A 26,207-nucleotide genomic window follows, 5' to 3' on the forward strand; every position below is an offset into this window, starting at 1 on the left:
TCCCCTGCGCGACCGAGCCCTCACGCCGGACCGCCGGCTCTTCGACGCCGCGGCGGCCCGGCACCGACCGGGGGCGGATCCCGTCCCTCCCCGGCTGAGCCGCAGCCCGAACCACGACGCGCTCTGGTCCGCGGCCGCGTCCCCCTCGGCGCAAGCCGCACACCCCGTGGCCGCGGGGCGGCGGCGCGCGGCGTGGTCTGTCTGGGGTCCTGTACCGGCCGACCGCAGGGTTCCGGCGCCTCACTGACACATCATCAGTCCACATGTCAGGATGCAGGTCTCACTATGCGGCATTCCTGCGTACGGTGATCTCATGCCGACCCGACCGGAAGGGGTGGGATCCGCCATGCCGGAACCCAGGGAGACCGCCGTCTACACCCACGGGCACCACGAGTCCGTGCTGCGCTCGCACACCTGGCGGACCGCCGCCAACTCGGCCGCGTACCTGCTGCCTTCGCTCAAGCCCCACATGAAGATCCTGGACGTCGGCTGCGGGCCGGGCACGATCACCGCCGACCTGGCCGAGCTCGTGCCCGACGGACAGGTCACCGGGGTCGACCGGGCACCGGAGATCCTGGAGCAGGCGCGCGCCACGGCGGCCGGGAGGGGGCTGGCCAACATCGACTTCGCGGTCGCCGACGTGCACGCCCTGGACTACCCGGACGACACGTTCTGCGTGGTCCACGCACACCAGGTGCTCCAGCACGTGGGCGATCCGGTGCGAGCGCTGCGCGAGATGCGGCGGGTCGTCAAGCCGGGCGGCCTCATCGCCGTGCGGGACGCGGACTACGAGGCCATGACCTGGTATCCGGCGTCCGAGGGACTCGACACGTGGCTGGACCTCTACCGACGGGTCGCCCGGGCCAACGGCGGCGAACCGGACGCCGGACGCCGGCTGAAGGCCTGGGCCCTGCGGGCCGGGCTCACGGACATCACGGCGAGCTCCGGCACCTGGACCTTCGCCACGCCGCAGGAGCGGGCGTGGTGGAGCGGACTGTGGGCCGACCGCACCCTGGCGTCGGCCTACGCGGACCGGGCCGTGGAGGGCGGACACACCGACGAGGCGGGGCTGAGGGCCCTGGCCGAGGCCTGGCGGGAGTGGGGCGCCCGGGAGGACGGCTGGTTCAGCGTGCTGCACGGGGAAATTGTCTGCCGCGAGGAAGCCTGAAACGCCATTTTCGGGACACCCTGAGACCAGGAGGTTCGAATTATGGTTCCCATCCTGCTGGTACTGCTTCTGGTTTTGATTCTTTTCGGCGCCGGATTTGCAGTAGAGATTCTCTGGTGGATCGCACTCGCGGTTCTGGTCCTGTGGCTTCTGGGATTCTTCTTCCGCGGCACGTCGGCATCCGGCGGCAGGGGCCGCTGGTACAGGTGGTGAATGCACACGGCCGCTGGTACAGGTGGTGAATGCACACGCGCTTCCCCGGCCCTGAGTGACTCAGGGCCGGGGAAGCGCGTGTGCGTCACTCCCGCGGAAGCAGCGGTCCGAGCGGCCCGAGGTCCAGATTGAGGTCCTCGGGCCGCAGTCCGTAGCGGTCGCGCAGCTCCGTCATCCGCTCGTCGAGCAGCATGAGCGTGAGCCCGATCCGCTCCTCCTGCTCCTCGCTCAGATCCCCTACATCGAACCGCCGCAACGCCTGGCGCTCCATGAGCTGACGCAGCAGTTCCACCACCGTCAGCACGAGTTTGACCAGGTCGCGCTCGACGGTGTCGGGCTCCAGATCCATCCGGTTGGAGCGCGGCCGGGGGTGATCGGGCGTGGTCACAGCAACTCCTCGAACGGTGAGGGCACCTGGGCGTTCACCGAACTGATCAGCGCGTTGAGGTCGATACGGACGAGGTCGACGTCGGCGATCCGCAGTGTGATGTCCCCCGTGATCACGACGCCACCGGCCAGCAGCCGGTCGAGCAGGTCCACGAGGGCGACCTCACGGCGTTCCACTACGGTCACGTCTTCACTCCGTCGTTCATGTGGTCTCGCCGGCGAACGAATAGGCGGCCCAGGGGCCGGTGAGTTCGATGCGCATTCCGGGCACCTCACCCTTCGTGCGATCCACCAGTTCCACGAACTCCTCGGAATGCGCACGCGGAACGAGATAGGCGGCGTTCAGCACGTTCCGCCCGGTCGCCTTGGAAAGCGCGGGATTCTGCGGGGGGTGCAGCCGGGAATCCTCCGCGAACGCGGAGAGTTCTTCGTGCAGCCGCGTCGAGAAGGCCTCGGCCTTCTGCCACATCTCCTCGTGGGACCTGGTCTGCATACGCCGCTGGCGCAGATAGTCCCGGCCCGAGGTGGCCTTCTGAGGCGGCCGGGCGCTCTCCTGCGCTTCGGACTCGGCGTACACCTTCACACCCCACTCGACCCGTCCCTCCAACCGGTCGAGGGTGCGCAGGAAGTCCTCCTCGCGCTCCTCCATCATCATGCGGACGCCGCTGTCGTCGTGGAAGACGGTGCCGAGTCGCAGCGGCAGCGGGGTCGTGACCGTGGTGAGTGCGTCGATGACGCCCTGGTGGGCACGGGCGGTCTCGGTGAGCCAGTCCAGGTCCTCCAGATGGGCGCGAAGCGGCTCCTCCGCGAAGTCCCGCTCCGGCACGTGGCTCACCACGGCCACGAGGCCGTGGTGAGTCAGTGCTCTCGGCGGGTCACCCGCCACCCCCGTCAACTGGGCCTGGAGCGGGGTCCCGAAGGGGCGGCAGACGGCGTAGACGTACCGCAGTCCGGTCACGGTGCCTCCTTCTTCTCCGCGCGGCCGGGCTCCAGTTCCTCAAGGCGGGCCAGCCTCTCGCGCAACTCGGCGTTCTCACGAGTCAGTTCGTCACGGCGGGCCCGTGAGCTCAGGGCCGGGTCGGTCTCCCACCAGTCGATGCCCATCTCCTTCGCCTTGTCGACCGAGGCGACGATCAACCGCAGTTTGATCGTGAGGAGTTCGATGTCGAGCAGGTTGATCCGGATGTCGCCCGCGATGACGATGCCCTTGTCCAGCACCCGTTCAAGGATGTCGGCGAGGTTGGCACCGCTTCCCTGACCGTAGGGCTCGGGCATCCTGCTGGGCGTCGTCATCGCCGGCTCCCTGCCTCGGCTTCCTCATCCTCGTCCTCGTACTCGTCCTGGTCCTGCTCGTACTCGCCCTCGGGTTCCTCCTCCCCCTCGGGCTGCTCCTCGTCCGGCTGCTCCTCGTCCTCGGGCTGCTCCTCGTCCTCGGCCTCCTCGTCGTACTCGGCCTCGGAGTCGTCCTCGTACTCGCCCTCGGGCTCCCCTTCGCCCTCCTCTTCCGGCTCCTCCTCGTCGTCGTACTCGTCCTCGGCCTCCTCGCCCTCAGGGCGTTCTTCCTCGGACTCCTCCTCGGACTCCTCCTCGGCCAGCGCGTCCTCGTGACTGCGGACCACCTCGCCGTCGCGGATCTCACCGCGCCAGCCGTCCTCCGCCTCGCCCTTGATCGTGATGAAGCGGACGAAGTTCTTGAGGTCGAGCCGGGCGCGGCGGCCCTGGGCGCGCCAGATGTTGCCGGTCTTCTCGAAGAACCCGGAGGGGTAGTACTCGATGACGAGGAGCACCCGGGTGAGGTTGTCGGTGAGCCGGTGGAAGGAGACGACGCCCTTCGTGGTGCCCTTGGCACCCTCGGAGGTCCAGGCGATGCGGTCGTCGGGGACCTGCTCGGTGGTCTTCGCCTTCCAGCTGCGGTTGGACCACCAGATCTTCGCCTGCCAGTCGGAGTGGGTGTCGTCGTCGCGGCTCGCGCTCTTGACGCCCTTCGCGAAAGTGCTGAAGTCCTGGTACTTGGTCCACTGGTCGTACGCGGTGCGCAGCGGCACACCGACGTCGATGTGCTCGATGATGACGGTGGGCTTGTTGCCGGAACGGCCCTTGCCCTTCCCCTTGCCCTTGCCGCCCAGGCCCTTGAAGGCACCGGTGACCTTGTCCTTGAGGTTGGAGCCGCCGACCTCCAGTGCGGAACGCAACGGGCCCTTGCCCTCTGCGATCTTGCGGCCGCCGTCGAGGGCGAGCTTGGCGAAACCGGGGCTGTTGCCCTCGGCGATGTCGTTCAGCTTGCCGGTGGTCTCGCCGAGCTTGCGGCCGACGCCGGTCAGCATGCGCGTGGCCTGAGCGGCGAGGTACTCCTGCAGCTCGGCCTTGAGCCGGTCTGCGGCCTCGCTGTGGGCCAGGTCGGTGAGCGGGTTTTTCGCCGCTCCGTTGGCGGCGGACTTCGCCGAGCCGAGAGTGTCGCTCATCCCTCACCGCCTCCCTTCGGCAGCCGGGAGCGTGCGTTGCCGCCTCTGCTCCCGGAGGTCGCCTTCTTGGCGGTCGTGGTCTTCTTCGCCGCCGTCTTGCGCCCGGCCGCGGTCTTCTTCGCGGGGGCCTTCTTGGCGGCCTTCTTGGCGGGGGCCTGCTTGGCCGTCTTCTTGGCGGGGGCCCTCTTGGCCGGGGCCTTCTTCGCCGCCGGCTCGGACTCCTCGTCCCCCTGGGACGCGGAGTCGTCGTCCTCGGGCTCGTCGTCGTCCTCGGGCTCGTCGTCCTCGGTCGCCTCGTCCTCGGGCTCGTCGTCCTCGGTCGCTTCCCCCTCGGGTTCCTCGTCCTCGGTCGCCTCGTCCTCGGGCTCGTCGTCCTCGGTCGCCTCCCCCTCGGGTTCCTCGTCCTCGGTCGCCTCCCCCTCGGGTTCCTCGTCCTCGGTCTCGGCGTCGTCGTCCTCGTCGTCCCGGCCGCTGCCGGGCACCGCGCCCTTGAGCTGGTCGCGCACCTGGGTGGTACGGCCGTGCAGCCGGTCGGCGAGGGCGTCGATCTGCCGCTCGACCATGGCACCGGAGGCCGCTTTGCCGACACCGCGCAGGTCCTCGCGCAGCTGGTCCCCGATCTCCTTGAACTGCGGGTTGTTCCGCAGCTGCTGCTGAAGCAGGTCCGCGACCATGCGCGGGCTCAGATTCAGCTTCTTTCCGGCGACCAGGCCACCGACGGCCACCGCCATCTTCAGTTTCTTGGTCCGTCCCAGGAGGTATCCGGCCCCCACGGCGAGACCCAGTCCCATTCGGTTCATGGTGTTGTCCCGTTGCCTGTTCCCGCGCTCCCGCGCGAAGCGGTCTCCAACCGGTCGAGGAGATCGTCCTCAAGACGGTCGAACTCCTCCTCGGTGATCTCTCCGGCCTCCATCTGTTCCTCGAGGCGAGCCAGTTCGGCCCGTATGGTGGCGGGGTCGTAATAGATCCGCTCGGCCTCCTGGACTACTTGTTTGATGGCCCAGGCGCTGCCGCGTACCGGTGCGAACGGCAGCAGCAGCACCTCGGAGATCAAGCCCACGTCGTCACCCCGCTCCGGTGTCCGTGCCGCTCGCCACGGTGCCAGCGGGCTCGGCCGGGCCGGGCTCGACGAAGCTGTACGGCGGGAGCGGACCGTTGACCCGCACCTCCAGGTGCGGCATGTCCTTGCGGACCTGCTCGACCGCGGCCAGGAAGGACTCGGCCGACTCCCGGTCCACCAGGAACGACACGTTGGCCAGCCAGCCCGTGGACTCGGGGCCCACGCTCGTGTCGTCGGCGGCCCCTTCCAGGGCCCGCTGCACCGCCGCGCCGTCGTCGGCCTCCTTGGCCTTGACCGCGGCGGCGACCATCTCGCCGAGCCGGATCTTGTCGTCGTAACTGCCGCCGCCGGCCTGCCGATTGGCCTCCGCGAGCGCGCGGATGTCGGGGCTCTCGGCCATCACCTGGTGCAGGACGGCCTCTTCGACGTGGTTGGCCTTGACGTTGTACTCGACCCGGTTGTCCAGCGCCCGCAGCCGCTCCTTGTAGTGCTCGGCGCGCTCGGCGAGCACCCCCGTGATGGAGTTGTCGTCCGGGGCGACGCTGCCGAACCGCATGGGCAGCACGCAGCCGGCCGCACCGGCCTCGCTGAGCACGTTCTGGTGGGCGAGCAGTTCCTTCCTCTTGGGCCGCAGCCCGTCGGGCGCCTCACTGACGATCGCCGCGAGGTCACCTTCGCGCAGGATGCGCACCGGGCGGGGCGGGTCGCCGACGCCACTCATGCCCTCGGGCAGCCCGGGGTGCGAACCGGCGGCGATGCCGTAGACGTACGTGCTCACTCCTGCTCCTCCTTACGGCGCGACGACGTGCTCTTGCGGGCTCGCGGACGCGACTCGGTCTCACGCTCGGCGTTCTCGCTCCGCCCCTGCTTGAAGGCGTCGGAGATGGTCTCGGCTGCGCCGGACAGCGCCCCCTTCGACTTGCCGCGGGCGCCGGACTCGGTCATCTCGCCGACCAGGTCGGGCAGGCCCGGGTCCTTGCGCGGCCCGGCCTCCAGGTCGAGCCGGTTGCACGCCTCGGCGAAGCGCAGATAGGTGTCGACGCTGGCGACGACGACGCGGACGTCGATCTTGAGGATCTCGATGCCGACCAGGGAGACACGCACGAATGCGTCGATGACGAGCCCCCTGTCCAGGACGAGCTCAAGCACGTCGTAGAGACCGCTGCTGCCGCCTCCGCCGCCGGACTGCTGTGCCGGTACGACTGTCATGCCGGGTGTTCCTCCTCGTGTTGGGTGCGGGTCCGGTCAGGGGGCCTAGCGGCCGCCCCTGCGCGCGTCGGACCGACCGCGTTCATAGCGGCGGACGCGCCGGTAACCCGTCAGCTGTCCGTCGGGGTCGAGCTCGACCTGGTAGCTCGCCATCAGGCTCATCGTGTCGGGCACGCGCTCGAGTTCGAGGACCTCGACCTCCAGCGCCCAGCCCTCCTCCGTCTGCTCGAAGGACGACACGGACTCGGCTTCCATGCCGGTGAGTTCCGCGAGCTGGCCGCGCGCCTGGCGCAGCACCTCCATCGGGCTCGGCCGTTTCGGGGCCGACCGGTTGTCGTTCGTTTTGCTCGAATTCTGAGAGTCCTGTGACTTCTGTGAACTCTGCGACTCTTGCGTGTTGTTTGTGTTCGACATGGCCACCTCCCCCTCCGTGTGGCCGCAAGCGTGTTCGCCAAACCTCTGGGGACGCATGCATCTGCCACCTGCCCGGCTGACGGAGGCGGTGGTTCAGCCGCGCAGGGCGTTCAGCCGCCGCCGGGCCGGTCCCAGCGCCCGGCCGCGGCGCAGCAGGCCTGACCAGGGATTGGTGCGGGCCTGCTCGACGGCGTCGGCGATGGTCCAGCGGCGGGCGTGCAGCTCCGGGTCGTCGAGCTGCCCCCAGGTGATGGGTGTGGCCACCGGCGCGCCGGGGCGGGGCCGGACCGTGTAGGGCGCGACGGCGGTCTGGGCGTAGGCGTTGCGCTGGATGTCGAGGTAGAGCCGGTCGCCGCGTTCCTTCTTGCGGGCGGCGGTGGTGAGCCGGTCGGGGTGGGCGGCGGCGAGCAGGTCGGCGACGTCCCGGGCGAAGCCGCGCGCCTCGTCGAAGTCGTGCCGGCCGTTCAGCGGCACGATCACGTGCAGCCCGCGCGAGCCGGTGGTCATCAGCGCCGAGGGCAGTTCCAGCTCGTCGAGCAGTTCCCCGAGCAGCCGGGCGGCCACGCGCACGGCCTCGAAGTCGTCCCTGGGGGTCCCCCCAGGCCCTTCAGGCACTGGGGGAGGGTCGAGGTCGAAGACCAGCCGGTCGGGGTGGTCGACGCTGCCGACGCGGGACAGCCAGCGGTGCAGGCTGACGCTCGCCTGGTCGGCCAGGTAGACGAGGGTGGCCGTGTCCTCACAGACGGCGTGTCGGACGGTGCCGCCCTCCTTGGTCACCTCCGCGCGGGGGATCCACTCCGGGTAGTGCTCCGGAGTGTTCTTCTGCATGAACGTCGGTCCGTCGATGCCGTCCGGATGCCGTTCCAGCATCAGCGGACGGCCGCGCAGATGCGGCAGCATGAAGGGCGCGACGGCCCGGTGGTAGTCCACCAGGTCGCCCTTGGTGTACTCCTTGGCGTCCCCGCCGCCGGGGAAGAGCACCTTGTCCGGCCGGTGCACCTCCACCGTGCGGCGGCCCGCCCGCACCCTGCGCGTGCCGTCGCCGCCGCTCACCGCACGACCGCCTCCTCCACCAGCAGCCGTCCGGCCGCCGCGATGGACTCCGCGTCGATGCCCGAGGCGCGCAGCTGCTCCTCGGGGGACGCCGAGCCCGGCATCGTGCGCACGCCGAGCCGCACCAGGCGCGGTACGGGGCGCCCGTCGGTGAAGGCGTCCAGGACGGCGTCCCCGATGCCGCCCTCGGGGTGGTGGTCCTCCACGGTCACCAGGCAGCCGGTCTCCTCGGCGGCCCGGCGCAGGGTGGCCCGGTCGACGGGCTTCACGGAGTACAGGTCGATCACCCGCACCGCGATGTCCTCCTGCTGCAACGCCTCGGCGGCGGCCAGTGCCTCGTGCACGGTGACGCCCGCCGCGACGAGGGTCAGCCGGTCCTGGCCGGAGGAGCGCAGCACCTTGCTGCCGCCGACCGGGAAGTCCTCGTCGGGGCCGTAGATCACGGGGCTCTCGCCGCGCGAGGTGCGCAGGTAGCGGACGCCCTCCAGGCCGGCCATCGCGCCGACCAGCCGTGCGGTCTGGTTGGCGTCGCACGGGTACAGCACGGTCGAGCCGTGCACCGCCCGCATCATCGCCAGGTCCTCCAGGCCCATCTGGCTGGGCCCGTCCTCGCCGATGGCGACGCCCGCGTGCGAGCCGACGAGGTTGATGCCGGAGCCGCTGACGGACGCCATCCGGATGAAGTCGTAGGCGCGGGTCAGGAACGCCGCGAACGTGGCGGCGTACGGCACCCAGCCGCGGGACGCGAGGCCGACCGCCGAGGCGACCAGCTGCTGCTCGGCGATGTAGCACTCGAAGTAGCGGTCGGGGTGCTCCTTGGCGAAGAACTCGGCGCGGGTGGAGTCACCGACCTCGCCGTCCAGGGCGACGATGTCGCCGCGGCCGGTGCCGAGGGCGGCGAGCGCCTCACCGAACGCGTTGCGGGTGGCGACCTCCTCACCCTCGTCCCACCTCGGGAGCTCGAAGTCGCCGGTGTGGACGGAGTGCAGCATGCGGGCGGCGGGCGGCTCCTGCACCCGGACGCGGAGGTCGCGCGGGCCGCCGAGTTCGGTGACGGCCTCCTCGGCCTCCGGCAGCGGCTTGCCGTGCAGGCCCTCGCGGTCCTGGACGCCCTCGACGCCCTTGCCCTTGAGGGTACGGGCGAGGATCGCGGTGGGCTGGCCCTTGGTCGACGCGGCCTCTCCGTAGGCGCGGTCGATGGCGTCCACGTCGTGGCCGTCGACCTCGATGGTGTGCCAGTCGAAGGCCTGGAAGCGGCGGGCGTAGGCGTCCAGGTCGTGGCCGTGCCGGGTGGGGCCGCGCTGGCCGAGGCGGTTGACGTCGACGATCACGGTGAGGTTGTCCAGGTGTTCGTATCCGGCGTGCTCGGCGGCCTCCCATACGGACCCCTCGGCCAGCTCGCTGTCACCGCACAGCACCCAGGTGCGGTAGCCGGTGCGGTCGAGCCGCTTGCCGGACAGCGCGATGCCGACTCCTACCGGCAGGCCTTGTCCGAGCGAGCCGGTGGCCGTCTCGACCCACGGAAGGCGCTGCGGGGTGGGGTGCCCCTCGAGGCGGCTGCCCAGCTTGCGGAAGGTGAGCAGTTCCTCGTCGTCGATGGCGCCGGCCGCCTTGTAGGCGGAGTAGAGCAGCGGGGAGGCGTGGCCCTTGGACAGGACGAAGCGGTCGTTGCCCGGGTGGGCCGGGCGGTCGAAGTCGTAGCGGAGGTGGTGTGCGAACAGGACGGCCATCAGGTCGGCAGCGGACATCGAGGACGTCGGATGCCCGGATCCCGCCGCGGCGGCGGCGCGGACGCTGTCCACCCGCAGCTGCTGTCCGAGGTCGGTGAGTTCACCGGTGTTCATGAGTCTCCTTTCGCGGAGTCGTCCGGGGCGTCGGTTCGTTTGACGGGGCCGGGGGCGGGGTGACCCGCGGGTGGCCGGCCGGGCGCGGGTGCCGGGCCGGGCTGGTTCTTGGCGGGCTCACCACCGGGCTGATTCCTGGCCGGCTCACCACCCGGCTGATTCCTGGCCGGCTCACCACCCGGCTGATTCCTGGCCGGCTCACCACCCGGCTGATTCCTGGCCGGCTCAGTGCGCGCCCGGTCCGCTGCCGGGCGGCCCTTGGGCGTGTCGGACTCGGAGCGCCGTTCCGCGGCCCCGGATCCGGGACGTACCTGCGTCGCCCCGGATCCGGGCTGCCCCTTCGCGGGCTCATTCTGGGGCCGGGCCCGGCCGGGCCCTCCCCCGCCGGTGCCCCCGTCGTCCGTGTCGGCCGCGAGCGCCGCCCCCGGCCCGGACCTGGCGGTCGCCTCCTGCCGCTGACCGGGGCCGCCCGGCACGCGGGCCACCTCCGGGGACGACGTGTCCAGCGGCACCGACCAGGACCGTACGAGCCCCAACTGCACGGCCTGGCGCGGCAGTACGGCGTCCAGCAGCCAGTCCGCGGCGACCCGGACCCGGTTCCCGGGCATCGCGGCGAGATGGTAGCCCCGCGTCACCGCACCCGCCGGCACACCGGAGAGGGCCACACCCAGCGGGTTGGCGGCGCCCTTGGCCCCGCCCAGGTCGACGACGAACCCCAGGTCGCGGTGGCGGTACGGCTTGTGCGCACCGCCCAGACCGAGCGACGCGGCGACGTTCTCCGCCGCGACCTTGCCGTGCCGCCATGCGTGCTGCGCGGTCATCGGCGTATAGCTCCCCGGGTTTTGCAGGTCGGGTACCGCGGCGACGTCACCGCACGCGAACAGCTCCGGGCGGCCCGGCACCCGCAGGTGCGGATCGACGAGCAGCCGTCCCTTCTCCATGGGCAGCCCGAGGGACTCCACCAGCGGGTCGGGACGCACGCCCACGCACCACACCAGGGTCCGGGTCGCGACGAACTCGCCGTCGGTCAGCACGACCCCCTCGTGTGTGGCCTCCTTGACCGAGGTCCCCATCCGCACGTCCACGCCCCGCTGCCGCAGGACCCGGTCGGCGGTGGCCGAGAGCTTCTCGTCCATCTCGGGCAGCACCCGCGACGCCACGTCCAGCAGCATCCAGCGCGGCCGCATGCCCTGCCGCAGCGGGTGCTTGCGCACCTGCGCGTCGGTGAACATCTGCCCGTGCGCCGCGACCTCGGTACCGGTGTATCCCGCGCCCACCACGACGAAGGTGCACCGCGCGGCGCACGTCCCGGGGTCGTCGGCGGAAGCCGCGAGCTCCACCTGCCGGGTCACGTGATCGCGCAGGTACAGCGCCTCGGGCAGCCCGCGGAAGCCGTGCGCGTGCTCGGCGACACCGGGGATCGGCAGCAGCTTGTTGACGCTGCCGGCGGCGAGCACCAGCCGGTCGTAGGAGAGGGTGCCGCCGTCGCCCTCGGGGCCGGTGTAGTGCAGCGTACGGTCGTCGAGGTCGATCCGGTCGGCCTCACCGAGTACGAGCCGTACGTTCGGCAGCGAGTCCGAGAGGGAGACGGTGACCCGGCGCGGCTCCAGGATGCCTGCCGCGACCTGGGGCAGCAGGGGCAGGTACAGGAAGTAGTCGGTCGGATTCAGCAGGGTGATGTGGGCCCGGCCCCGGGTGAGCCGGGACAGGGTGCGGGCCGTGCGGTATCCGGCGAAGCCGGCACCGATGATCAGGATGCGGGGTCGACTCACGGTCGCTCGCCTCCGGCGCTGTCGCGTGGCTCAGGAGCCTTCCGCGTCCCCCTGGCCAGGGCGCCCAAACGTGGGCCGGGACCCGCTCGCCCCGACGCCGCCGGTTTCCGGCCCCGTGCCCGGGTACCCGGTGCGGGATACGGACCGCCGATGTCGCGGAGGCACTCCCCCATGCCCGAGTACGGTTACTTCCTCTCGTGCGAGCAGTACGGACCGGCCGAGCTGATCGAGCAGGCGCGGATGGCCGAACAGGCCGGATTCCAGGCGCTGTGGATCTCGGACCACTACCACCCGTGGAACGACGAGCAGGGCCAGAGCCCGTTCGTGTGGTCGGTGATCGGCGCGCTGTCGGAGGCGGTGTCCCTGCCGATCGAGACGGCGGTGACCTGCCCGACCGTGCGCATGCACCCGGCGGTGGTGGCGCAGGCCGCGGCGACCAGCGCGGTGATGACGAACAACCGCTTCCGTCTCGGTGTCGGCTCCGGCGAGGCGCTCAACGAGCACATCCTCGGCGACCACTGGCCGCCGGCCCACGTCCGTCTGGAGATGCTGGAGGAGGCCATCCAAGTGATGCGCCGGCTGTTCACCGGCGAGGAGGTCAACCACCACGGCCCGCACTACACGGTGGAGAACGCACGCCTGTACACGGTCCCGGACGAGCCGATCCCGATCGACGTCTCCGGCTTCGGCCCGGCGGCGACTCAGCTCGCCTCCCGCGTCGGTGACGGGTACATCACGGTGATGCCCGACGAGACCATGGTGGAGCAGTACCGCAAGGGCGGTGGCGGCGGAAAGCTGGTCAGCGGCGGCACCAAGGTCTGTTACGGCACCGACAAGGACGAGGCCGTGCGGACCGTCCACCGGCTCTGGGCGAACGAGCAGCTGCCGGGCGAGCTCGGCCAGGTGCTGCCCTCCCCCAAGCACTTCGAGCAGGCGCAGCAGCTCGTCACCGAGGACATGGTGCGCGAGAACCGGGTGTGCGGCGACGTCGTGGACGAGCACGTGGCGGAACTGAAGCAGTTCGCGAACGCGGGCTTCGACCGGGTCTACGTGAACCAGATCGGCCCCGACCTGCGCGGCTTCTTCGACTTCTACCGCACGAAGGTGCTGCCTCAGCTCCAGCAGACCGTGTGACGAGGGGCGTCCTCGCCGCATACGTCCGCCCGGCCCGGGTCGTTGGCCATGCGTTCACCCTCGGAAATCAGACGGTGGAGGAGTACCGGGTCGCCTAGAGTCGCCGCATGTCTGTTCGCCTACGTATGCGTGAGGCCCTGCCGGAAGCGATGCGGGCCCGGGACAGGGCCGCCGTGAACGCCCTGCGCGGCACGCTGTCCGCGCTGGACAACGCCGAGGCGGTGCCCGTGGACGAGACCGGGTCCGGCGCCGGCGCTCTGGAGGCCTCGCCGGTCGGCGCGGGCGCCACGGAGGCGGCCCGGCGGGAGCTCAGCGAGCGGGAGGCGGTGGACGTCGTACGTGCCGAGGTCGCCGAACGGCTGGAAGCCGCCGCGCAGTTGATCGCACCTGCGCATGCCGCCCGGGCCGAACGGCTCCGGGCGGAGGCGGCCGTACTGCTGCGGTTCCTCGACGGTACGGAGGCCGGTGCGGCAGGCGGCACGCACAGCGCGTAGCGGGACACGGGGTGGGCCTCGGGTGTCACACCCCGCGGTGGGGTACGTCCGGGGCGGCCGCCGGCCGCGGGGGCACGGTGCCCGGGGCGGCCGTCCCGCCGGGCGGCGCGGGCGGATACGGCATGCCGCCGACGGCCCCGGCGGCGGTCCGGCGGGCGTCGTCCCCGCCCGGCGCCATCCCGGCCGCGTGCTCCCGGCCCGGCCGGGACGGCCGGGCCATGCCGCGCAGCACATGGGCGAGGGCACCCAGGATCACGGCGGTGATCAGCGCGGCGGCCCAGTCGGGCAGGCCGAGGGCGAGGGCCAGCCCCACGGCGAGCGCGAGGGCCGCGCCGGCGTACAGGGCGAGGGCGCCGGACGCCGCGTACAGCGCTGCCTTGCGGCGCTGCTTGCGCGTCTGCTCGCGCAGTTCCTCACGCACGGTCTCGCGCGCCACCTGTGCCAGCTCGTCGACCAGGTGCTTGTCCAAGTGCTCCAGGTGATCCAACGGCTTCATGCCCGGCGGGTACCCTCGCCCCCTGCGCCTAACTAGGCTCGGTGGCATGGAGATTCTGGGTGCCACACTGCGCGTCTGCGTCGACGACCTCGAGACCGCGATCCCCTTCTACGAGCGGCTGGCGGGCGGCAGAGCCCAGCGCTTCGAGCGGGGCGGTGTCCAGGTGGCGGCGATCGGCTGCTTCCTGCTGATGAGCGGTCCCCCGGCCGAACTGGAGGTGCTGCGCAAGGTCGCCGCGACGATCGCCGTGACGGATGTCGAGGAGACCCACAAGGTGCTGACCGGCCTGGGGGCCCACATCGTCGCGGGCCCGATCGCCTCGCCGGCGGGCCGCAACCTGATCGCCCTGCATCCGGACGGGGCGGTCTACGAGTACGTGGACCGCCAGGCGTAGACGCCGTCGGGGCTCAGCTCGGCCCCCGCGGGGTGATCATCTCGGTGGTGATCGCCCAGCGTTGGTGATCGCGCCAGGCCCCGTCCACGAAGAGCATCTTCGGCGAGAATCCCTCCAGGCGGAACCCGCAGCGGCGGGCGAGGGCGATCGACGCGGCGTTGCCCGGCTGGACGTTGATCTCCAGCCGGTGCAGCCGCATCGGGCCGAACGCGTACCGCACGACGAGGTCGAGCCCTTCGCGCATCAGTCCCCGCCCCGCGGCGTGCGCGAAGGCGCCGTAGCCCAGTGCCCCGGACCGGAAGCCGCCCTCGACGATGTTGTTGATGTTGATGAAGCCGCCGATGGCCCCGCCGCTCTTCTCGCACACCAGGAACCCGGCCTTGGACCGGTCCTCGATCAGCCGGCCGGCGTAGGCGGTGTAGGCCTGCGAGGTGGTGGGCGGGAAGAGCCACGGGTGGTGCAGGTCCTGGCTCTCCCGGGCGCGGGCGGTGAACTCGGCGCCGTCCTCGTAGGTGAAGTGGCGTATGCCCACCCGGGGGCCTTCGGCGAGGTGGCGAGATGTGTGGTGCGGCACCCTGCCACGGTAACCGCGCCGCCGGAATCCTTCAGGACCCGACGACCGGCAGCCGGAGCGTCCCCGTGTCGCGCGGCCCGCTGACCACGGTCACCGGTTCGCTCCCCCGGTTGCCGAAGTGCGCGTCGTCGCTCGCCGCGATCACGAACCGCAGCCGGTACCGCTTCTCGTACCGGCACGTGATGGCGGGCAGGGTGACGGTGAAGCTCTTGGTGACGTCCGGGACGCACACCGGTGCGACCAGGCGGCGCACCAGCGTGCGGGTGCCGTCGAGGGCGACGTCGCAGAGCTTGGCGGACAGGACCGTTCGGCGGGCCGCGTCAGGGGGCTTCTTGACGAGATGTCGGAAGCGGTCCGCTCACCTCAGGGCCGGCTCGTCGAACGTCAGCGTGGCCGCGTCGACGTCCAGTTCGGCCGGCACCCCGAAGGGCATCGTCAGCGCGCCCGGTCCGTGCCCGAACCCGAACTCCTCCACGACCGGGACGCGCAGGCCCTCGAGCCGGTCGGCCAGGACCGCGCGCAGTTCCTCGTACGGGCCACACCCCTCCCAGGACCCGAGGACGATCCCGGCGACGCCGTCGAGCCAGCCGGTGCGCAGGAGTTGGGTCAGATACCGGTCCAGGCGGTAGGGGCTCTCGCCGACGTCCTCCATCAGCAGCAGCCCGCCCCGCGCCCCGGCAGGGGCGTGCGGGGTGCCGATGTCGCTGGCGAGCAGGCTCAGGCAGCCACCCAGGGTGACGCCCCGCGCCCGGCCCGGCACCAGAGCGGTGCCGCCCGGGGGTACGGCCGTGACGATCCGCACCGATTCCGGCGCGAAGAGGGTGGCCCGCAGATGTTCCTGGGCACGGGCGTTCTTGAGGAAGTCCACGCCCGCGGCCGCGGGTCCGTACAGAGTGACCAGGCCCAGGCGGGTGGCGAAGGCCTGGTGCAGAACGGTGATGTCGCTGAATCCGGCGAGCACCTTCGGGCCGGCCGCCCGCATCGCCGCCCAATCGAGCAGGTCGACCATGCGCTGCGCCCCGTAGCCGCCCCGGGCGCACAGCACGGCCGCGACGGACGGATCGCACCAGGCGTTCTGCAGGTCGGCGGCCCGCTGCGCGTCCGCACCGGCGAGATAGCCCAACTCACTGTGGCGGCCCAGCACATGGGGAGCCACCACCGGATCGAGGTCCCAGCCGCGCACAATGTCGAGCCCGGCCTGCAGCCGCTCCTCGGGCACGGGCCCGCTCGGCGCGACGACGGCGACCCGGGCGCCGGGGGCGAGCCGGGGCGGTCGTACCAACGGGTTCACCGGGCGAGCTCCAGGGTCGGGATGCCGGGCGGGTCCAGGCGGAACACCTGGGCGTACAGGGAGAGTTCGGCCTCCAGCGCGCGCACCATGGTCTCGGCCTTCCGGAACCCGTGCCCCTCTCCCTCGAAGGCGAGATACGCGTGCGGCACCTTTCGGTCCGCCAGCCGGGCCAGGAACCGCTCGCACTGGACGGGTGGGCAGATCACGTCGTCCAGGCCCTGGAGCAGCAGGAACGGCACGGTGATGTGCTCGGCGTGCGCGGCGGGCGAGCGCTCCGCGTACCGGCTGGGCACGTCGGCGAGCGGCCCGATCAGGCTCTCCAGGTACCGCGACTCGAAGTCGTGGGTCTCCCCCGTGCCCCAGCCGGCGAGGTCCAGGATCGGGTACTTGATCGTGCCGCAGGCGTAGACGTCGGTGGTGGCGAGCGAGACGGCCGCGGTCCAGCCGCCCGCGCTGCCGCCCCGGACGGCGAGCCGGGCGCGGTCGGCGGTGCCCTCGTCGGCCAGGGCGAGGGCGACGGCGGCGCAGTCCTCGACGTCGACCACGCCCCACTGCTCGCGCAGCCGCTCGCGGTACGGGCGGCCGTATCCCGTGGAGCCGCCGTAGTCGACCTCGGCGACGCCGATGCCGCGCGAGGTGAAGTACGCGATCTCCAGGTCGAGCACGAGCGGCGCACGGCCGGTGGGCCCGCCGTGCGCCCAGACGACGTAGGGCGGCAGTTCGTCGCCGGGCGCGACACAGCCTGGATGGTGCGGCGGGTAGATGTGGGCGTGGATGTCGCGTCCGTCGGGGCCGGTGAAGGTGCGCATCTGCGGCTCGGGGTAGTACGCGGGATCCACGGCGTCGTCGTGCTCGGCGCCGATGACCCGGGCCCGGCCGGTGCGGGCGTCCAGCTCCACGACCTCGTAGGCGCTGCGCGGGCTGGCCCCGACGGCGACGACCCGTTCGCCGTGTGCGGCGAGGGTGGGGGCGAACTCGGTCCAGGGCCCGGCCGCGTCGACGACCTCGCTGGTCTCGGGGTCCAGGATGCCGAGGGCGGTCGCGCCCCGGCCGTGCACGACGGCGATCAGACCGCTGCCCAGCGGCGTGAACCATCTCGACCCGAGCTTCCACAGGGCCCCGCCGAACTCCTCCTCGCGCGGGCACAGCGGCTCGCCGTCCAGGTACAGGTTCCACCAGCCGGTGCGGTCGCTCGCGTGCAGCAGGCGGCCGTCATGGCTCCAGTCGGCCTGCGCGATCGACTCGCCGGGGCCGCCGGCCACGGCCCGGGCGTCGCGCAGGGTGCCGTCGGGGGCGACGTCGGCGAGGAGCAGTTCGGTGCCGTCCCAGGGCATGCGGGGATGGTCCCAGGCGAGCCAGGCGGCCCTCCGCCCGTCGGGCGAGAGCTTCGGCCCGGTGACGAACCGGTGCCGGGCGTCGGTGAGTTCGCGTACGGCGTCCCGGTCCCGGGCCGCTGAGCCGTCCAGCGGGACGGCGGCCAGGACGCGACGCACGTCGGTGGGCCCCTCACCGGTGAACTCCTCCAGCACGCACCATACTTCACCCCGTTCCGGCAGCGGCAGCGGCTCGGCCCAGCGCAGGCCGCCGCCCACCGGGGTCAGGGGTGTCAGCGGGCGCGGCTCGCCTCCCGGCTCCCAGCGGTACAGCCGCTGGTCGGCGAAGTTCACGAACAGCACCAGGGGCCCGGTGTCGCACGCGAGGGCGGCCCAGGGGTGCCCGCCGTACTCGATGACCCGGCTGCGCACGTTCCACGGCGCGGGCAGCAGCGACTCCTCCCGGCCGTCGGTGTGCCGCCGCACCAGGGTGCGCCGGCCGCCCTCGGCGGGGCGCGGCTCGGTCCACCACACCTCGTCGCCGACGAAGCCCACGTATTCCGGGTGCCCGTCGTGGGCGGCGGCCAGGGCCGCGTCGATGGGTGAGGGCCACGCCCCGTAGGCCAGCATCCGCACCGTCTTCCCCCAGTCTCCTAGGCCGTCCGCAGGAACCGGTCGAGTACGCGGACACCGAAGTGCAGCGCCTCGACCGGTACCCGCTCGTCGACACCGTGGAACATGGCCGCGTAGTCGTAGCCGTCCGGCAGTTTCAGCGGGGTGAAGCCGTAGCCGGTGATGCCGAGGCGGGAGAACTGCTTGGCGTCGGTGCCGCCGGACATGCAGAACGGCACCACGTGCCCCTCGGGTGCGAACTCCTCGACGGCGGCCCGCATCCCGGCGAACGTCGCCGAGTCCACCGGCGACTCCAGGGCGACCTCCCGGTGGTGGAACTCCCAGTCCACGTCCGGCCCCGTGAGCCGGTCGAGGGTGCTGCGGAATTCCTCCTCGCCGCCGGGCAGGTACCGGCCGTCCACGTGGGCCACGGCCTCGCCGGGAATGACGTTGATCTTGTAACCGGCGTCCAGCATGGTCGGGTTGGCGCTGTTGCGGAGGGTCGGCTCGACGAGTTTCGCGGCCGGGCCGAACTTCTCCAGCAGCGCGTCCACGTCGGTGAGGTCGGTCTCGATGCCGTAGAGCGCGGCGAGTTCGGTGAGCGCGGCGCGCACGGTCGGGGTGAGCCTGAGCGGCCACTCGTGCGCGCCGATCCGCGCGATCCCGCCCGCGAGGCGGGTCACGGCGTTGTCCCGGTTCACCTTGGAACCGTGCCCGGCGCGTCCGCGGGCGGTGAGCTTCAGCCAGGCGGTGCCGCGTTCCCCGGCCGCGATCGGGTAGATCTGCCGCCCGTCGCCGTCGTGGAAGGTGAAGGCGCCGGACTCGCTGATGCCTTCGGTGCAGCCCTCGAACAGCGCGGGGTGCTCGTCGGCGAGGAAGCCGGAGCCGTCCGCGCCGCTGGCCTCCTCGTCCGCGGTGAACGCGATGACGATGTCCCGGCGGGGCCGGACGCCCTGGCGTGCCCAGCCGCGCACGACGGCCAGGATCATCGCGTCCATGTTCTTCATGTCGACGGCGCCGCGCCCCCAGACGACCCCGTCGCGGATCTCCCCGGAGAACGGGTGCACGCTCCAGTCGGCGGCCGCGGCGGGCACGACGTCGAGATGGCCGTGGAGCAGCAGGGCCCCGGCCGAGGGGTCGGTGCCCTCGATCCGGGCGACGACGTTGGTCCGCCCCTTGGTGCGCTCCAGCAGGGTCGGTTCGATGCCGGCTTCGGCGAGCCGTGCGGCGGCGTACTCGGCGGCGGGCCGCTCCCGGCAGTCACCGCCGCCCCGGTTGGTGGTGTCGATCCGGATGAGGTCGGACGTGAACGTCACGACCTCGTCCAGTGCGGGTCCGTCGGCCTGCTCAGCCATACTGCTCCTCCACCGCGGCCGAGACGATCGTGGTGACCGCCTTGAAGGCGCGGATGCCCTCGTACATGGTCTCGCTCGTGTACGCCACCTTCCGCTCCGCGATCCGCTCCACCCCGGGGACGACGGTGGCGGCCATCGCCAGGTGCTCCGCGTCGAACTCCACCGCCACAGTGAACGGGCCGCCGTGCACGGGCTCGTGACGCCTCGCCAGCGCGGCCGCCTCCTTGGCCGCCGCCCGGATGTCGGCCGCCGTGCGGGCGGGAGTGCGGCACACCGCCGCGTAGCGCGACACGTGGTCCTTCACCGCGACCTTCAACGCCTCGGGCGCGTACCCCAGCGCGTCCTCGCAGGCGACGTCGTCCCCGGTGACCAGCACGACCGGAACCCCGTACTCGGCGGCGACATGGGCGTTGAGCAGCCCCTCGCTCGCCCGTACGTCGTTCAGCCAGACGCCCGTGATGGAGTTGGCGAGGTAGGTGTGCGCGAGGACGCCCTCCATGCCGGCCCCCGCGTGATAGCCGACGAACGCGATGCCGTCGACGTCGCCGTGCTGCACGCCCTCGACCATGGACAGCGCCTTGTGCCGGCCGGTGAGCAGCCGGGCGCGGTCGTCGAGCCGCTCCAGCAGCAGGTTGCGCATCGTGGAGTGCGCCTCGTTGATGATCACCTCGTCGGCACCGCCGTCGTGGAAGCCCCGTACGGCGGCGTCGACGTCACCGGTGAACAGCGAGCGGCAGCGCTCCCACTGCGACGCGCCCGGCATCACGTCGTCGGGCCAGGTGACGCCGGTGGCGCCCTCCATGTCGGCGCTGATGAGGATTCTCATGACAGGCCGTCCAGGGCGGAGATCTTCATGGTTCGTCACGTTACGCGCTGCGGGCGGAACCGGCTACGAGGTGGTCACCAACGGATCGGCAGGTCGGCGAGGAGGGCGGTGAGCCGGTCGGCGAGAAGGCGGTGGTCGCGGGCCGAGTAGTGCCAGTGGCAACCGGCGTAGTCGAGGCCGGTGGTGTCGAGGGACCAGAAGCGGACCCGGCGGTCGCCCGCGCCGGTGCGTTCCCGCACGGCGTGCTCCACGTGGCCGGCGAACCGGCCCGTGCCCACGGCCAGGAGGGTGGTCGCGGCCCCGTAGCGCTTGCGCAGCTTGTCGAGGAAGCCGCTGTAGGCGCTGCGATAGGCGGCGGCGAGGCTCTCGTCCGTCCACGGCTCGCCCGGGTTGACGGGCGTGGAGAAGTCGTTGGTGCCGAGGTGGACCACGACGAGCTGCGGCCGCCACGTACCCGGGTTCTGCCAGACGTCGCCCGGCACGTTCAGCAGCGCGCGGTCGTAGAAGGTGCGGTAGTTCACCTCCGGCGAGCCGCCGTTGTAGTTGCGCACCATGCCCTGGCCCGAATAGGCGTTGATCTGGTAGTCGGCGCCCAGCCCCCGGGCGGTGAGGGCGCCGAAGCTCACATCGGCGTCGGTGGTGCGCTTGAGCTGTTCGCCGTCGCAGTCACGGGAGGTCGAGAGGTTGCCGTAGCCGGCCGTGAGGGAGTCGCCGATGAACTCGATCTGGCGGCTGCGCGCGGCCGGCCGGGCCAGGACGGCACCGCCGGGTGCGGCGACGAAGCCGCCGAAGGAACTGGTGCTCCACGGGGTGTCGTTCCGCTTGACGAGCCGGACGGTGTGCACGCCGTCGCGCAGGCCCCTGACCCAGTGCGTGGTCCTGCCGGGCGTGACGAGGGTCGCGACGGTGGCGCCGTCGACCTGGACGTCGTAGTCGGCGGCCGGATCGTCGAGCACGACGCCCACGCCGGTGCCGCGGATCCGGCCCTCGAAGTAGACGCCGGGCCAGCTGTACTGGAGCGCGTCCCCGGCGGCCTTGACCCGCCCGGCGGTGTGCACGCTGTCCCGTACTCCACGAGGCTCCGGTGCGGCGGCGGTCGTGACGGCGCTCGTGCCGATCAGCACCGTCGACACCGCTGACGCGGCCAGCATCCGTAACCAGGGCATCGGCATGACGGTCCTCCGCGGGGCGAGGCGGGTGCACGGACGGTGTTCGAGTGACCGTACACCGACAAAATCGGCGCCCGCCAGACCGCGTCACCGGGTCCGGGCCCCCTGACCGCTCGCCTCAGGCCGTACGCCTCGCCACCAGCCAGGTGGACGGCAGCTCGATGTGCGTGCCGTCCGGCCGGTACTCGGTGTTCTTCAGCGGCAGCCGACCGCTCGCCGGGACGGTGCATCCGGCCGGGCACAGACACTGCGGCACGGCCCGTAACCTTCACGCCCGTTCGAGGTCGTGCTGTTCGGCGGCGCGGCGGCGTCAGCTCGAACCAGACCGTCTTGCGGGCCTTGGTGCGGCTGGTCCCCCACTCGCCGGGACCGGCCGGTGCCGTTCAGTCCTCGTGCCCCAGTTGGAGATCCCGCTCGGTACGGCCTCCTCCGGCGACCTGGAGCACGGTGGCGACGGGCGGGTATCCGGCGGCGATGACGGTGTACTCGCCGGACGACAGGTCGACGAAGCGGAAGATGCCGTCGGCGCCGGTGGTGAGGGTGTCGACGACGTTTCCCGCCACGTCGAGCAGCGTCACGCGCGCGTCCTCCACGGGCCTGCCACCGCCCGCCCGGACGGTGCCGTTCAGTCCTCGTGCCCCAGTTGGAGATCCCGCTCGGTACGGCCTCCTCCGGCGACCTGGAGCACGGTGGCGACGGGCGGGTATCCGGCGGCGATGACGGTGTACTCGCCGGACGACAGGTCGACGAAGCGGAAGATGCCGTCGGCGCCGGTGGTGAGGGTGTCGACGACGTTTCCCGCCACGTCGAGCAGCGTCACGCGCGCGTCCTCCACGGGCCTGCCACCGCCCGCCCGGACGGTGCCGCGCAGTACCGCGCCGCCGGCCAGTTCGATGTCCCGGCGGGTCTCGCGGGCGGCCTGGACGGTGACCGGGAGCGCGGCCGGGCGGAAGGCGGGCGCACTCGCGGCGAGGGTGTACTCACCGGCGACCAGATCGGTGATGACGTAACCGCCCTCTCGGCCGCTGCGGGTGGTGGCCACGACCTCGCCGTGGACGTTGGTGAGCGTGACGGTGGCGTCCCGTACGGGCGTGCCGTCGGCGGTCACCACCGTGCCGATCAGGTTTCCGGCGCCGCCGAGGACGATGTCGAGTTCGACGGGACGCTCGCCGACGGTCACGGAGACCGCCTGGGGCTGGTGGCCGCCTGCCGCGGCGATCAGCACGTACGAGCCGGGGCCCGGGGTGGCCAGCGCGTAGCGCCCGTCCTCTCCGCTCGCGCCGCGTCCGGTCTGCTGCCCGGTGACGTCGATGAGCGTGATCGCCGCGCGGGGCACGACGGTCCCGTCGTGATGCTGCACCGAGCCGCACACGGGGACGCCGGCGGCGTACGCGGCCCTGGCCTGCGGGATCGGGGCGTTCCGCGGCGCCGTGTCCGGGTCGGTGACGGAGGCATTGTGGGACACCAGGGGTTTCTCCTTGAGGAAGAGGGCGATGACCAGTCCGAGGACCAGCACCGGCACCAGGTAGAGGAAGATCCGCGGCATGGCGTCGGCGTACGCCCGGATGTAGCCGTCGCGCAGCGCCGGGGGCAATGCGTGCACGAGCTGCGGGGTGATGGACTCGGGGTCCGGGAGGCCGGTGCCCGCGCGCGGGGGGAGGCGATGGGCGAGGGCGTCGGCGAGCCGGTCGGCGAGGAGGGTGCCGAAGACGGCGGCCCCGACACTGCCGCCGATCTGCCGGGCGTAGTTGTGGGCGCTGGTGGCGGTGCCGAGGTCGGCGGGGCGCACGGAGTTCTGCACGGCGAGGATCAGGACCGGCATCACCATGCCGATGCCGGCGCCGAGGACGGCCATCCAGATGCTGTAGTGCAGCCGGGGGGTATCGACCTCCAGGCGCGACAACAGCCACATGCCGACGGCGGAGAGGGCGCCGCCGAGGATCGGGTAGGCCTTGTAGCGGCCGGTGTGGCTGATGAGCTGTCCGGCGATGATCGAGGCGCCGACGATGCCGGCCATCATCGGCAGCATCAGCAGGCCCGACTCGGTGGCGGAGGCCCCGTCGACCATCTGCAGGTAGGTCGGCAGGTAGCTGGCGGCGCCGAAGAGGCCCGCCCCGATCACCAGGCCGACCAGGCCGGTGACGTTGAAGACGGAGTCCCTGAAGAGCCGCGGTGGCATGAGGGGTTCGGCGGCGAAGTGCTCGGTGACGAGGAAGAGGACGATGGCCGCCGCCGCGCCGGCCGCGAGGCCGAGGGTCATCCGCGAGTCCCAGGCGTGTTCGGTGCCGCCCCAACTGGTCAGCAGGACCAGACAGGTGGAGGCGGCGGTCAGCAGCAGCGCGCCGAGGACGTCCAGCCGGGCCTTGGCGGCGGGCTTGGGGAGCTTCAGGGCGATCGTGACGACGGCGAGGGTGACCAGGCCGAAGGGGACGTTGATGTAGAAGCACCAGCGCCAGGAGTGGTGGTCGGTGAAGTACCCGCCGAGCAGTGGTCCGGCCACGGAGGCGAGGCCGAAGGCGGCGCCGACCAGGCCCATGTAACGGCCCCGCCGCCGGGGCGGCACGATGTCCGCGATGATCGCCTGGACGCCGGTCATGAGGCCGCCCGCGCCGACACCCTGCAGGGCGCGGAAGGCGATCAGCTGATCCATGGATTGCGCTCGGCCCGCAAGCGCGGAGCCGGCGACGAAGACCACGATCGCGAACTGGAAGACGCCCTTGCGGCCCAGCAGATCGCCGAGCTTGCCGTAGACCGGCAGCCCGACGGTGGCGGTGAGCAGATAGGCGGTGATCGCCCAGGACATCCGGTCCAGGCCGTGCAGCTCACCGACGATCTTCGGGAGCGCGGTGGCGACGATCATCTGCTCCAGGGCGGCCAGGAGCAGGGCCGGCATGAGCGCGAAGAAGACCAGCCGCACCCGGCGCGGGCTCGGTCCGGCGTCCGGGTCCGGCGGTGGTGCGGGGGTGTCGGGGGGCGCCACCGCCGGTTCGTCCTGCGCCAGAGTGATCCCGCCCACTCACCGCTCCCCTCGTCGCGCTGCCGCGCAATTCCCGCGTAAAAGCGACAACTACGAGCAAGCGCGACGAGTTACGGCACAGGAGCGAGCCACATGGAGATCACTCGAACCGGTGAGGGGCACAACACCCCCTGGTGGTTTGAGTTTTGAGGCGGACTACTTCTCGACCTCGGCGGCGAGCCTGGTGAGCATCGCGTCGTAGATCCGGCCGAGGCCCTTGGGCGCGAAGGTCTTCTCGAAGAAGCCGCCGATGCCGCCGGCGCCGGTCCAGGTGGTGGTCACGACGACCCGGGACTTGCCCTCACCGGCCGGGGTGACCCGCCAGGTGGTGACCATGGAGGAGTTGCGGTCCTTCTCGACCAGCTCGCCGTCGGTGGGCTCGCTGACCTCGAGGAGGCAGTCGCGCACCCGCTTGCTGGTCGCCTGGAGCTTCCAGTGGACGACGGTGCCCTCGCCGTCGCCGCCCTCCCGGACCTCGTACTCGCTGAACTGCTCGGGCAGGAGCTTCGCGCGCGTGCCGCTGTAGTCGGCGAGGGCGTCGAACACCGTCTCCGCGTCCGCCGCGACGATCCGCTCCGTAGTGGCCTCGACCTGCGCCATCGCTTTCCTCCAGGACCTGGTTGCTCGGGGGTCGGGGCAAGCCAATCACCCTGCCGCCCGCCCCCCCAAATCGGGGTGGGCGAACCCGGTCGAACGCGTTCGGAAAAGACCCTCGCACGATCAAGGGAACATGTGTTCTATTCTGTGGTCAGTGCTACCGAGGAGGCGTCATGCGCTGGGAGAACCTCACAGTGGACTCCGAACACAGCCGGGCCGACGCCGCGCTGTTCGGCGCGGACGCGGTCACGACCCGCACGTTCGACACGCCGGAGTTCCGCGGAATCACGTTCCACGAGATCCGGGCCCGCTCGATCATCAACCGGGTGCCGGCGGTGTCGCGGATGTCGTTCCAGTGGACGGTCAACCCCTATCGGGGCTGTTCGCACGCGTGCGTCTACTGCTTCGCACGCAAGACGCACAGCTACCTGGACCTCGACACGGGCCTCGGCTTCGACAGCCAGATCGTGGTCAAGATCAACGCACCGGAGCTGCTGCGCCGGCAGCTCGGCTCACGCCGCTGGCAGGGCGAGCACATCGCCATGGGGACGAACGTCGACTGCTACCAGCGCGCCGAGGGCCGTTACCGGCTGATGCCGGGCATCATCACGGCGCTGCGCGACCACGCGAACCCCTTCTCGATCCTCACCAAGGGCACACTCGTCCTGCGCGACCTCGAGCTGATCAAGCAGGCGGCGCAGGTGACCGACGTCGGCATCTCCGTGTCGGTCGGCTTCACCGACCAGGAGCTCTGGCGCACCGTCGAGCCGGGCACGCCCGCGCCGGAGCGGCGCCTGGAGGTGGTGCGCACCCTGGGCGAACACGGCATCGGCTGCGGCGTGCTGATGGCACCGGTGATCCCGTTCCTGAGCGACTCGTCCGCCCAACTCCGGGCCAGCGTGCGGGCGATCGCGGCCTCCGGCGCCACGTCCGTGACACCGCTGGTGCTGCATCTGCGGCCCGGCGCCCGCGAGTGGTTCATGGCCTGGCTGGGGCAGCACCACCCGCACCTGGTGGCCCGTTACGAGCGGTTGTACGCGGAGGGCTCCTACGCCCCCAAGTGGTACCAGCGGCGGATCACCCGTCAGGTGCACGAACTGGCCGAGGAGTACGGCATCGGGCCCACGCGCGCACAGACGCCACGGCGGATCCGGCCCACCGAGCCGGCAGGGGAGCCACCCATGGCGGGGCCGACCCAACTCTCTCTCCTCTAGGAGTATTCGAGACCCGCGCGCCTTTACGAGCATTCGAGCGCATCCGAAGATCCAATTGGGTTATGAGTGTGACGGAATGAGTTCTTCCGGGACCGGTTTCCGGGACGATGCGGCGAGGACGGTGACCCTCGCGGTCCGAC

Annotated in this window: 29 protein-coding genes and 2 pseudogenes; 6 read left to right on the forward strand and 25 right to left on the reverse strand. The window is 71.7% G+C overall.

Features of this window, described 5'->3' with window-relative positions; all coding sequences use genetic code 11:
• The first annotated feature begins 346 nt into the window (after positions 1 to 346).
• Both ACIQHQ_RS08260 and ACIQHQ_RS08265 read left to right on the forward strand, forming a co-directional pair.
• Positions 347 to 1,168, forward strand: a complete 822-nt coding sequence (locus tag ACIQHQ_RS08260; protein WP_402610938.1) for a class I SAM-dependent methyltransferase — start codon at positions 347 to 349, stop codon at positions 1,166 to 1,168.
• Between the two features lie 42 nt (positions 1,169 to 1,210).
• On the forward strand, positions 1,211 to 1,381 hold the full coding sequence (locus tag ACIQHQ_RS08265) for a hydrophobic protein (protein ID WP_402610940.1): 171 nt from the start codon (positions 1,211 to 1,213) through the stop codon (positions 1,379 to 1,381).
• 85 nt (positions 1,382 to 1,466) lie between these two features.
• On the opposite strand, the gene ACIQHQ_RS08270 is transcribed toward ACIQHQ_RS08265, so the two are convergent.
• The 13 genes from ACIQHQ_RS08270 to ACIQHQ_RS08330 form a co-directional block, all read right to left on the reverse strand.
• Positions 1,467 to 1,730, reverse strand: a complete 264-nt coding sequence (locus tag ACIQHQ_RS08270; protein WP_358606917.1) for a gas vesicle protein K — start codon at positions 1,728 to 1,730, stop codon at positions 1,467 to 1,469.
• A gap of 35 nt (positions 1,731 to 1,765) precedes the next feature.
• Positions 1,766 to 1,954, reverse strand: coding sequence for a gas vesicle protein (locus ACIQHQ_RS08275; RefSeq protein WP_003994122.1), 189 nt, complete (start codon positions 1,952 to 1,954; stop codon positions 1,766 to 1,768).
• Positions 1,955 to 1,970: 16 nt separating this feature from the next.
• A complete protein-coding gene (locus tag ACIQHQ_RS08280; RefSeq protein WP_402610942.1) occupies positions 1,971 to 2,726 on the reverse strand; it encodes a GvpL/GvpF family gas vesicle protein in 756 nt (251 codons plus the stop codon).
• On the reverse strand, positions 2,723 to 3,061 hold the full coding sequence (locus tag ACIQHQ_RS08285) for a gas vesicle protein (protein ID WP_031108661.1): 339 nt from the start codon (positions 3,059 to 3,061) through the stop codon (positions 2,723 to 2,725). Before ACIQHQ_RS08285 ends, ACIQHQ_RS08280 begins: the two co-directional genes overlap by 4 nt.
• Entirely contained in the window at positions 3,058 to 4,230 is a 1,173-nt protein-coding gene (locus ACIQHQ_RS08290; protein WP_402610944.1) for an SRPBCC family protein, read from the reverse strand. The genes ACIQHQ_RS08285 and ACIQHQ_RS08290 overlap by 4 nt, the downstream gene beginning before the upstream one ends.
• Positions 4,227 to 5,030: a DNA primase gene (locus ACIQHQ_RS08295; RefSeq protein WP_402610946.1), complete on the reverse strand. Its 804-nt coding sequence runs from the start codon at positions 5,028 to 5,030 to the stop codon at positions 4,227 to 4,229. The genes ACIQHQ_RS08290 and ACIQHQ_RS08295 overlap by 4 nt, the downstream gene beginning before the upstream one ends.
• Positions 5,027 to 5,290, reverse strand: coding sequence for a gas vesicle protein GvpG (locus ACIQHQ_RS08300; protein ID WP_390978985.1), 264 nt, complete (start codon positions 5,288 to 5,290; stop codon positions 5,027 to 5,029). The genes ACIQHQ_RS08295 and ACIQHQ_RS08300 overlap by 4 nt, the downstream gene beginning before the upstream one ends.
• Positions 5,291 to 5,294: 4 nt before the next feature.
• Positions 5,295 to 6,068 (reverse strand): GvpL/GvpF family gas vesicle protein, encoded by a 774-nt coding sequence (locus ACIQHQ_RS08305; RefSeq protein ID WP_402610948.1) that lies wholly within the window; start codon positions 6,066 to 6,068, stop codon positions 5,295 to 5,297.
• Positions 6,065 to 6,499 (reverse strand): gas vesicle structural protein GvpA, encoded by a 435-nt coding sequence (locus tag ACIQHQ_RS08310; protein WP_402610949.1) that lies wholly within the window; start codon positions 6,497 to 6,499, stop codon positions 6,065 to 6,067. The genes ACIQHQ_RS08305 and ACIQHQ_RS08310 overlap by 4 nt, the downstream gene beginning before the upstream one ends.
• Positions 6,500 to 6,544: 45 nt before the next feature.
• Positions 6,545 to 6,913 carry a gas vesicle protein gene (locus ACIQHQ_RS08315; RefSeq protein WP_402611610.1) on the reverse strand — a complete coding sequence of 123 codons (369 nt, stop codon included), beginning with the start codon at positions 6,911 to 6,913 and terminating at the stop codon, positions 6,545 to 6,547.
• Positions 6,914 to 7,006: 93 nt separating this feature from the next.
• Positions 7,007 to 7,966 (reverse strand): non-homologous end-joining DNA ligase, encoded by a 960-nt coding sequence (gene ligD / locus ACIQHQ_RS08320; protein ID WP_402610950.1) that lies wholly within the window; start codon positions 7,964 to 7,966, stop codon positions 7,007 to 7,009.
• Positions 7,963 to 9,810 carry a transketolase gene (locus ACIQHQ_RS08325; protein WP_402610951.1) on the reverse strand — a complete coding sequence of 616 codons (1,848 nt, stop codon included), beginning with the start codon at positions 9,808 to 9,810 and terminating at the stop codon, positions 7,963 to 7,965. The genes ligD and ACIQHQ_RS08325 overlap by 4 nt, the downstream gene beginning before the upstream one ends.
• Positions 9,807 to 11,582, reverse strand: coding sequence for an FAD-dependent oxidoreductase (locus tag ACIQHQ_RS08330; RefSeq protein ID WP_402610953.1), 1,776 nt, complete (start codon positions 11,580 to 11,582; stop codon positions 9,807 to 9,809). The genes ACIQHQ_RS08325 and ACIQHQ_RS08330 overlap by 4 nt, the downstream gene beginning before the upstream one ends.
• Positions 11,583 to 11,753: 171 nt before the next feature.
• Here ACIQHQ_RS08330 and ACIQHQ_RS08335 point away from each other — a divergent pair, with 171 nt between their 5' ends.
• Together ACIQHQ_RS08335 and ACIQHQ_RS08340 are read left to right on the forward strand one after the other, a co-directional pair.
• On the forward strand, positions 11,754 to 12,716 hold the full coding sequence (locus ACIQHQ_RS08335) for an LLM class F420-dependent oxidoreductase (protein ID WP_402610955.1): 963 nt from the start codon (positions 11,754 to 11,756) through the stop codon (positions 12,714 to 12,716).
• Positions 12,717 to 12,865: 149 nt separating this feature from the next.
• Positions 12,866 to 13,210: a hypothetical protein gene (locus tag ACIQHQ_RS08340; protein ID WP_402611611.1), complete on the forward strand. Its 345-nt coding sequence runs from the start codon at positions 12,866 to 12,868 to the stop codon at positions 13,208 to 13,210.
• A 25-nt stretch (positions 13,211 to 13,235) separates the two neighbouring features.
• On the opposite strand, the gene ACIQHQ_RS08345 is transcribed toward ACIQHQ_RS08340, so the two are convergent.
• A complete protein-coding gene (locus tag ACIQHQ_RS08345) occupies positions 13,236 to 13,706 on the reverse strand; it encodes a phage holin family protein (protein ID WP_402610956.1) in 471 nt (156 codons plus the stop codon).
• A gap of 46 nt (positions 13,707 to 13,752) precedes the next feature.
• On the opposite strand from ACIQHQ_RS08345, the gene ACIQHQ_RS08350 reads away from it, so the two are divergent.
• Entirely contained in the window at positions 13,753 to 14,100 is a 348-nt protein-coding gene (locus ACIQHQ_RS08350) for a VOC family protein (RefSeq protein ID WP_402610957.1), read from the forward strand.
• A gap of 13 nt (positions 14,101 to 14,113) precedes the next feature.
• Here ACIQHQ_RS08350 and ACIQHQ_RS08355 read toward each other — a convergent pair whose 3' ends face one another.
• The 11 genes and pseudogenes from ACIQHQ_RS08355 to ACIQHQ_RS08405 form a co-directional block, all read right to left on the reverse strand.
• Complete coding sequence (locus ACIQHQ_RS08355; RefSeq protein WP_402610958.1) at positions 14,114 to 14,674, reverse strand: GNAT family N-acetyltransferase; 561 nt, start codon at positions 14,672 to 14,674, stop codon at positions 14,114 to 14,116.
• A gap of 31 nt (positions 14,675 to 14,705) precedes the next feature.
• Positions 14,706 to 14,996, reverse strand: a pseudogene (locus ACIQHQ_RS08360) (peptidase S15); the annotation flags it as partial.
• 36 nt (positions 14,997 to 15,032) lie between these two features.
• Positions 15,033 to 15,965 carry an LD-carboxypeptidase gene (locus tag ACIQHQ_RS08365; protein ID WP_402610959.1) on the reverse strand — a complete coding sequence of 311 codons (933 nt, stop codon included), beginning with the start codon at positions 15,963 to 15,965 and terminating at the stop codon, positions 15,033 to 15,035.
• Positions 15,962 to 17,908, reverse strand: a complete 1,947-nt coding sequence (locus ACIQHQ_RS08370; protein WP_402610960.1) for a prolyl oligopeptidase family serine peptidase — start codon at positions 17,906 to 17,908, stop codon at positions 15,962 to 15,964. The genes ACIQHQ_RS08365 and ACIQHQ_RS08370 overlap by 4 nt, the downstream gene beginning before the upstream one ends.
• Positions 17,909 to 17,931: 23 nt before the next feature.
• Complete coding sequence (locus tag ACIQHQ_RS08375; protein WP_402610961.1) at positions 17,932 to 19,245, reverse strand: M20/M25/M40 family metallo-hydrolase; 1,314 nt, start codon at positions 19,243 to 19,245, stop codon at positions 17,932 to 17,934.
• Positions 19,238 to 20,071, reverse strand: a complete 834-nt coding sequence (locus tag ACIQHQ_RS08380) for a M55 family metallopeptidase (protein ID WP_402610962.1) — start codon at positions 20,069 to 20,071, stop codon at positions 19,238 to 19,240. The genes ACIQHQ_RS08375 and ACIQHQ_RS08380 overlap by 8 nt, the downstream gene beginning before the upstream one ends.
• Before the next feature lie 74 nt (positions 20,072 to 20,145).
• Positions 20,146 to 21,237, reverse strand: a complete 1,092-nt coding sequence (locus ACIQHQ_RS08385) for a GDSL-type esterase/lipase family protein (RefSeq protein WP_402610963.1) — start codon at positions 21,235 to 21,237, stop codon at positions 20,146 to 20,148.
• A 121-nt stretch (positions 21,238 to 21,358) separates the two neighbouring features.
• Positions 21,359 to 21,496, reverse strand: coding sequence for a hypothetical protein (locus ACIQHQ_RS08390; protein ID WP_402610964.1), 138 nt, complete (start codon positions 21,494 to 21,496; stop codon positions 21,359 to 21,361).
• 127 nt (positions 21,497 to 21,623) lie between these two features.
• Positions 21,624 to 21,863, reverse strand: a pseudogene (locus ACIQHQ_RS08395) (carboxypeptidase-like regulatory domain-containing protein); the annotation flags it as partial.
• 2 nt (positions 21,864 to 21,865) lie between these two features.
• The gene (locus ACIQHQ_RS08400; protein WP_402610965.1) at positions 21,866 to 24,256 is read right to left on the reverse strand and encodes an MFS transporter; all 2,391 of its coding nucleotides are present in this window, start codon (positions 24,254 to 24,256) and stop codon (positions 21,866 to 21,868) included.
• A gap of 156 nt (positions 24,257 to 24,412) precedes the next feature.
• On the reverse strand, positions 24,413 to 24,856 hold the full coding sequence (locus tag ACIQHQ_RS08405; RefSeq protein WP_402610966.1) for an SRPBCC family protein: 444 nt from the start codon (positions 24,854 to 24,856) through the stop codon (positions 24,413 to 24,415).
• Positions 24,857 to 25,026: 170 nt separating this feature from the next.
• On the opposite strand from ACIQHQ_RS08405, the gene ACIQHQ_RS08410 reads away from it, so the two are divergent.
• Entirely contained in the window at positions 25,027 to 26,067 is a 1,041-nt protein-coding gene (locus tag ACIQHQ_RS08410) for an Rv2578c family radical SAM protein (RefSeq protein ID WP_402610968.1), read from the forward strand.
• The last annotated feature ends 140 nt before the right edge of the window (positions 26,068 to 26,207 follow it).

It is taken from the genome of Streptomyces sp. NPDC092370 (assembly GCF_044755265.1).
Lineage (GTDB): Bacteria > Actinomycetota > Actinomycetes > Streptomycetales > Streptomycetaceae > Streptomyces.

Coding starts and splice junctions, on each gene's coding strand:
- ACIQHQ_RS08260 (WP_402610938.1), top strand. CDS start 347: ATGCCGGAACCCAGGGAGACCGCCGTCTACACCCACGGGCACCACGAG.
- ACIQHQ_RS08265 (WP_402610940.1), top strand. CDS start 1,211: ATGGTTCCCATCCTGCTGGTACTGCTTCTGGTTTTGATTCTTTTCGGC.
- ACIQHQ_RS08270 (WP_358606917.1), bottom strand. CDS start 1,730: ATGGATCTGGAGCCCGACACCGTCGAGCGCGACCTGGTCAAACTCGTG.
- ACIQHQ_RS08285 (WP_031108661.1), bottom strand. CDS start 3,061: ATGACGACGCCCAGCAGGATGCCCGAGCCCTACGGTCAGGGAAGCGGT.
- ACIQHQ_RS08290 (WP_402610944.1), bottom strand. CDS start 4,230: ATGAGCGACACTCTCGGCTCGGCGAAGTCCGCCGCCAACGGAGCGGCG.
- ACIQHQ_RS08295 (WP_402610946.1), bottom strand. CDS start 5,030: ATGAACCGAATGGGACTGGGTCTCGCCGTGGGGGCCGGATACCTCCTG.
- ACIQHQ_RS08310 (WP_402610949.1), bottom strand. CDS start 6,499: ATGACAGTCGTACCGGCACAGCAGTCCGGCGGCGGAGGCGGCAGCAGC.
- ACIQHQ_RS08315 (WP_402611610.1), bottom strand. CDS start 6,913: ATGTCGAACACAAACAACACGCAAGAGTCGCAGAGTTCACAGAAGTCA.
- ACIQHQ_RS08325 (WP_402610951.1), bottom strand. CDS start 9,810: ATGAACACCGGTGAACTCACCGACCTCGGACAGCAGCTGCGGGTGGAC.
- ACIQHQ_RS08335 (WP_402610955.1), top strand. CDS start 11,754: ATGCCCGAGTACGGTTACTTCCTCTCGTGCGAGCAGTACGGACCGGCC.
- ACIQHQ_RS08340 (WP_402611611.1), top strand. CDS start 12,866: ATGCGGGCCCGGGACAGGGCCGCCGTGAACGCCCTGCGCGGCACGCTG.
- ACIQHQ_RS08345 (WP_402610956.1), bottom strand. CDS start 13,706: ATGAAGCCGTTGGATCACCTGGAGCACTTGGACAAGCACCTGGTCGAC.
- ACIQHQ_RS08350 (WP_402610957.1), top strand. CDS start 13,753: ATGGAGATTCTGGGTGCCACACTGCGCGTCTGCGTCGACGACCTCGAG.
- ACIQHQ_RS08370 (WP_402610960.1), bottom strand. CDS start 17,908: ATGCTGGCCTACGGGGCGTGGCCCTCACCCATCGACGCGGCCCTGGCC.
- ACIQHQ_RS08375 (WP_402610961.1), bottom strand. CDS start 19,245: ATGGCTGAGCAGGCCGACGGACCCGCACTGGACGAGGTCGTGACGTTC.
- ACIQHQ_RS08380 (WP_402610962.1), bottom strand. CDS start 20,071: ATGAGAATCCTCATCAGCGCCGACATGGAGGGCGCCACCGGCGTCACC.
- ACIQHQ_RS08385 (WP_402610963.1), bottom strand. CDS start 21,237: ATGCCCTGGTTACGGATGCTGGCCGCGTCAGCGGTGTCGACGGTGCTG.
- ACIQHQ_RS08405 (WP_402610966.1), bottom strand. CDS start 24,856: ATGGCGCAGGTCGAGGCCACTACGGAGCGGATCGTCGCGGCGGACGCG.
- ACIQHQ_RS08410 (WP_402610968.1), top strand. CDS start 25,027: ATGCGCTGGGAGAACCTCACAGTGGACTCCGAACACAGCCGGGCCGAC.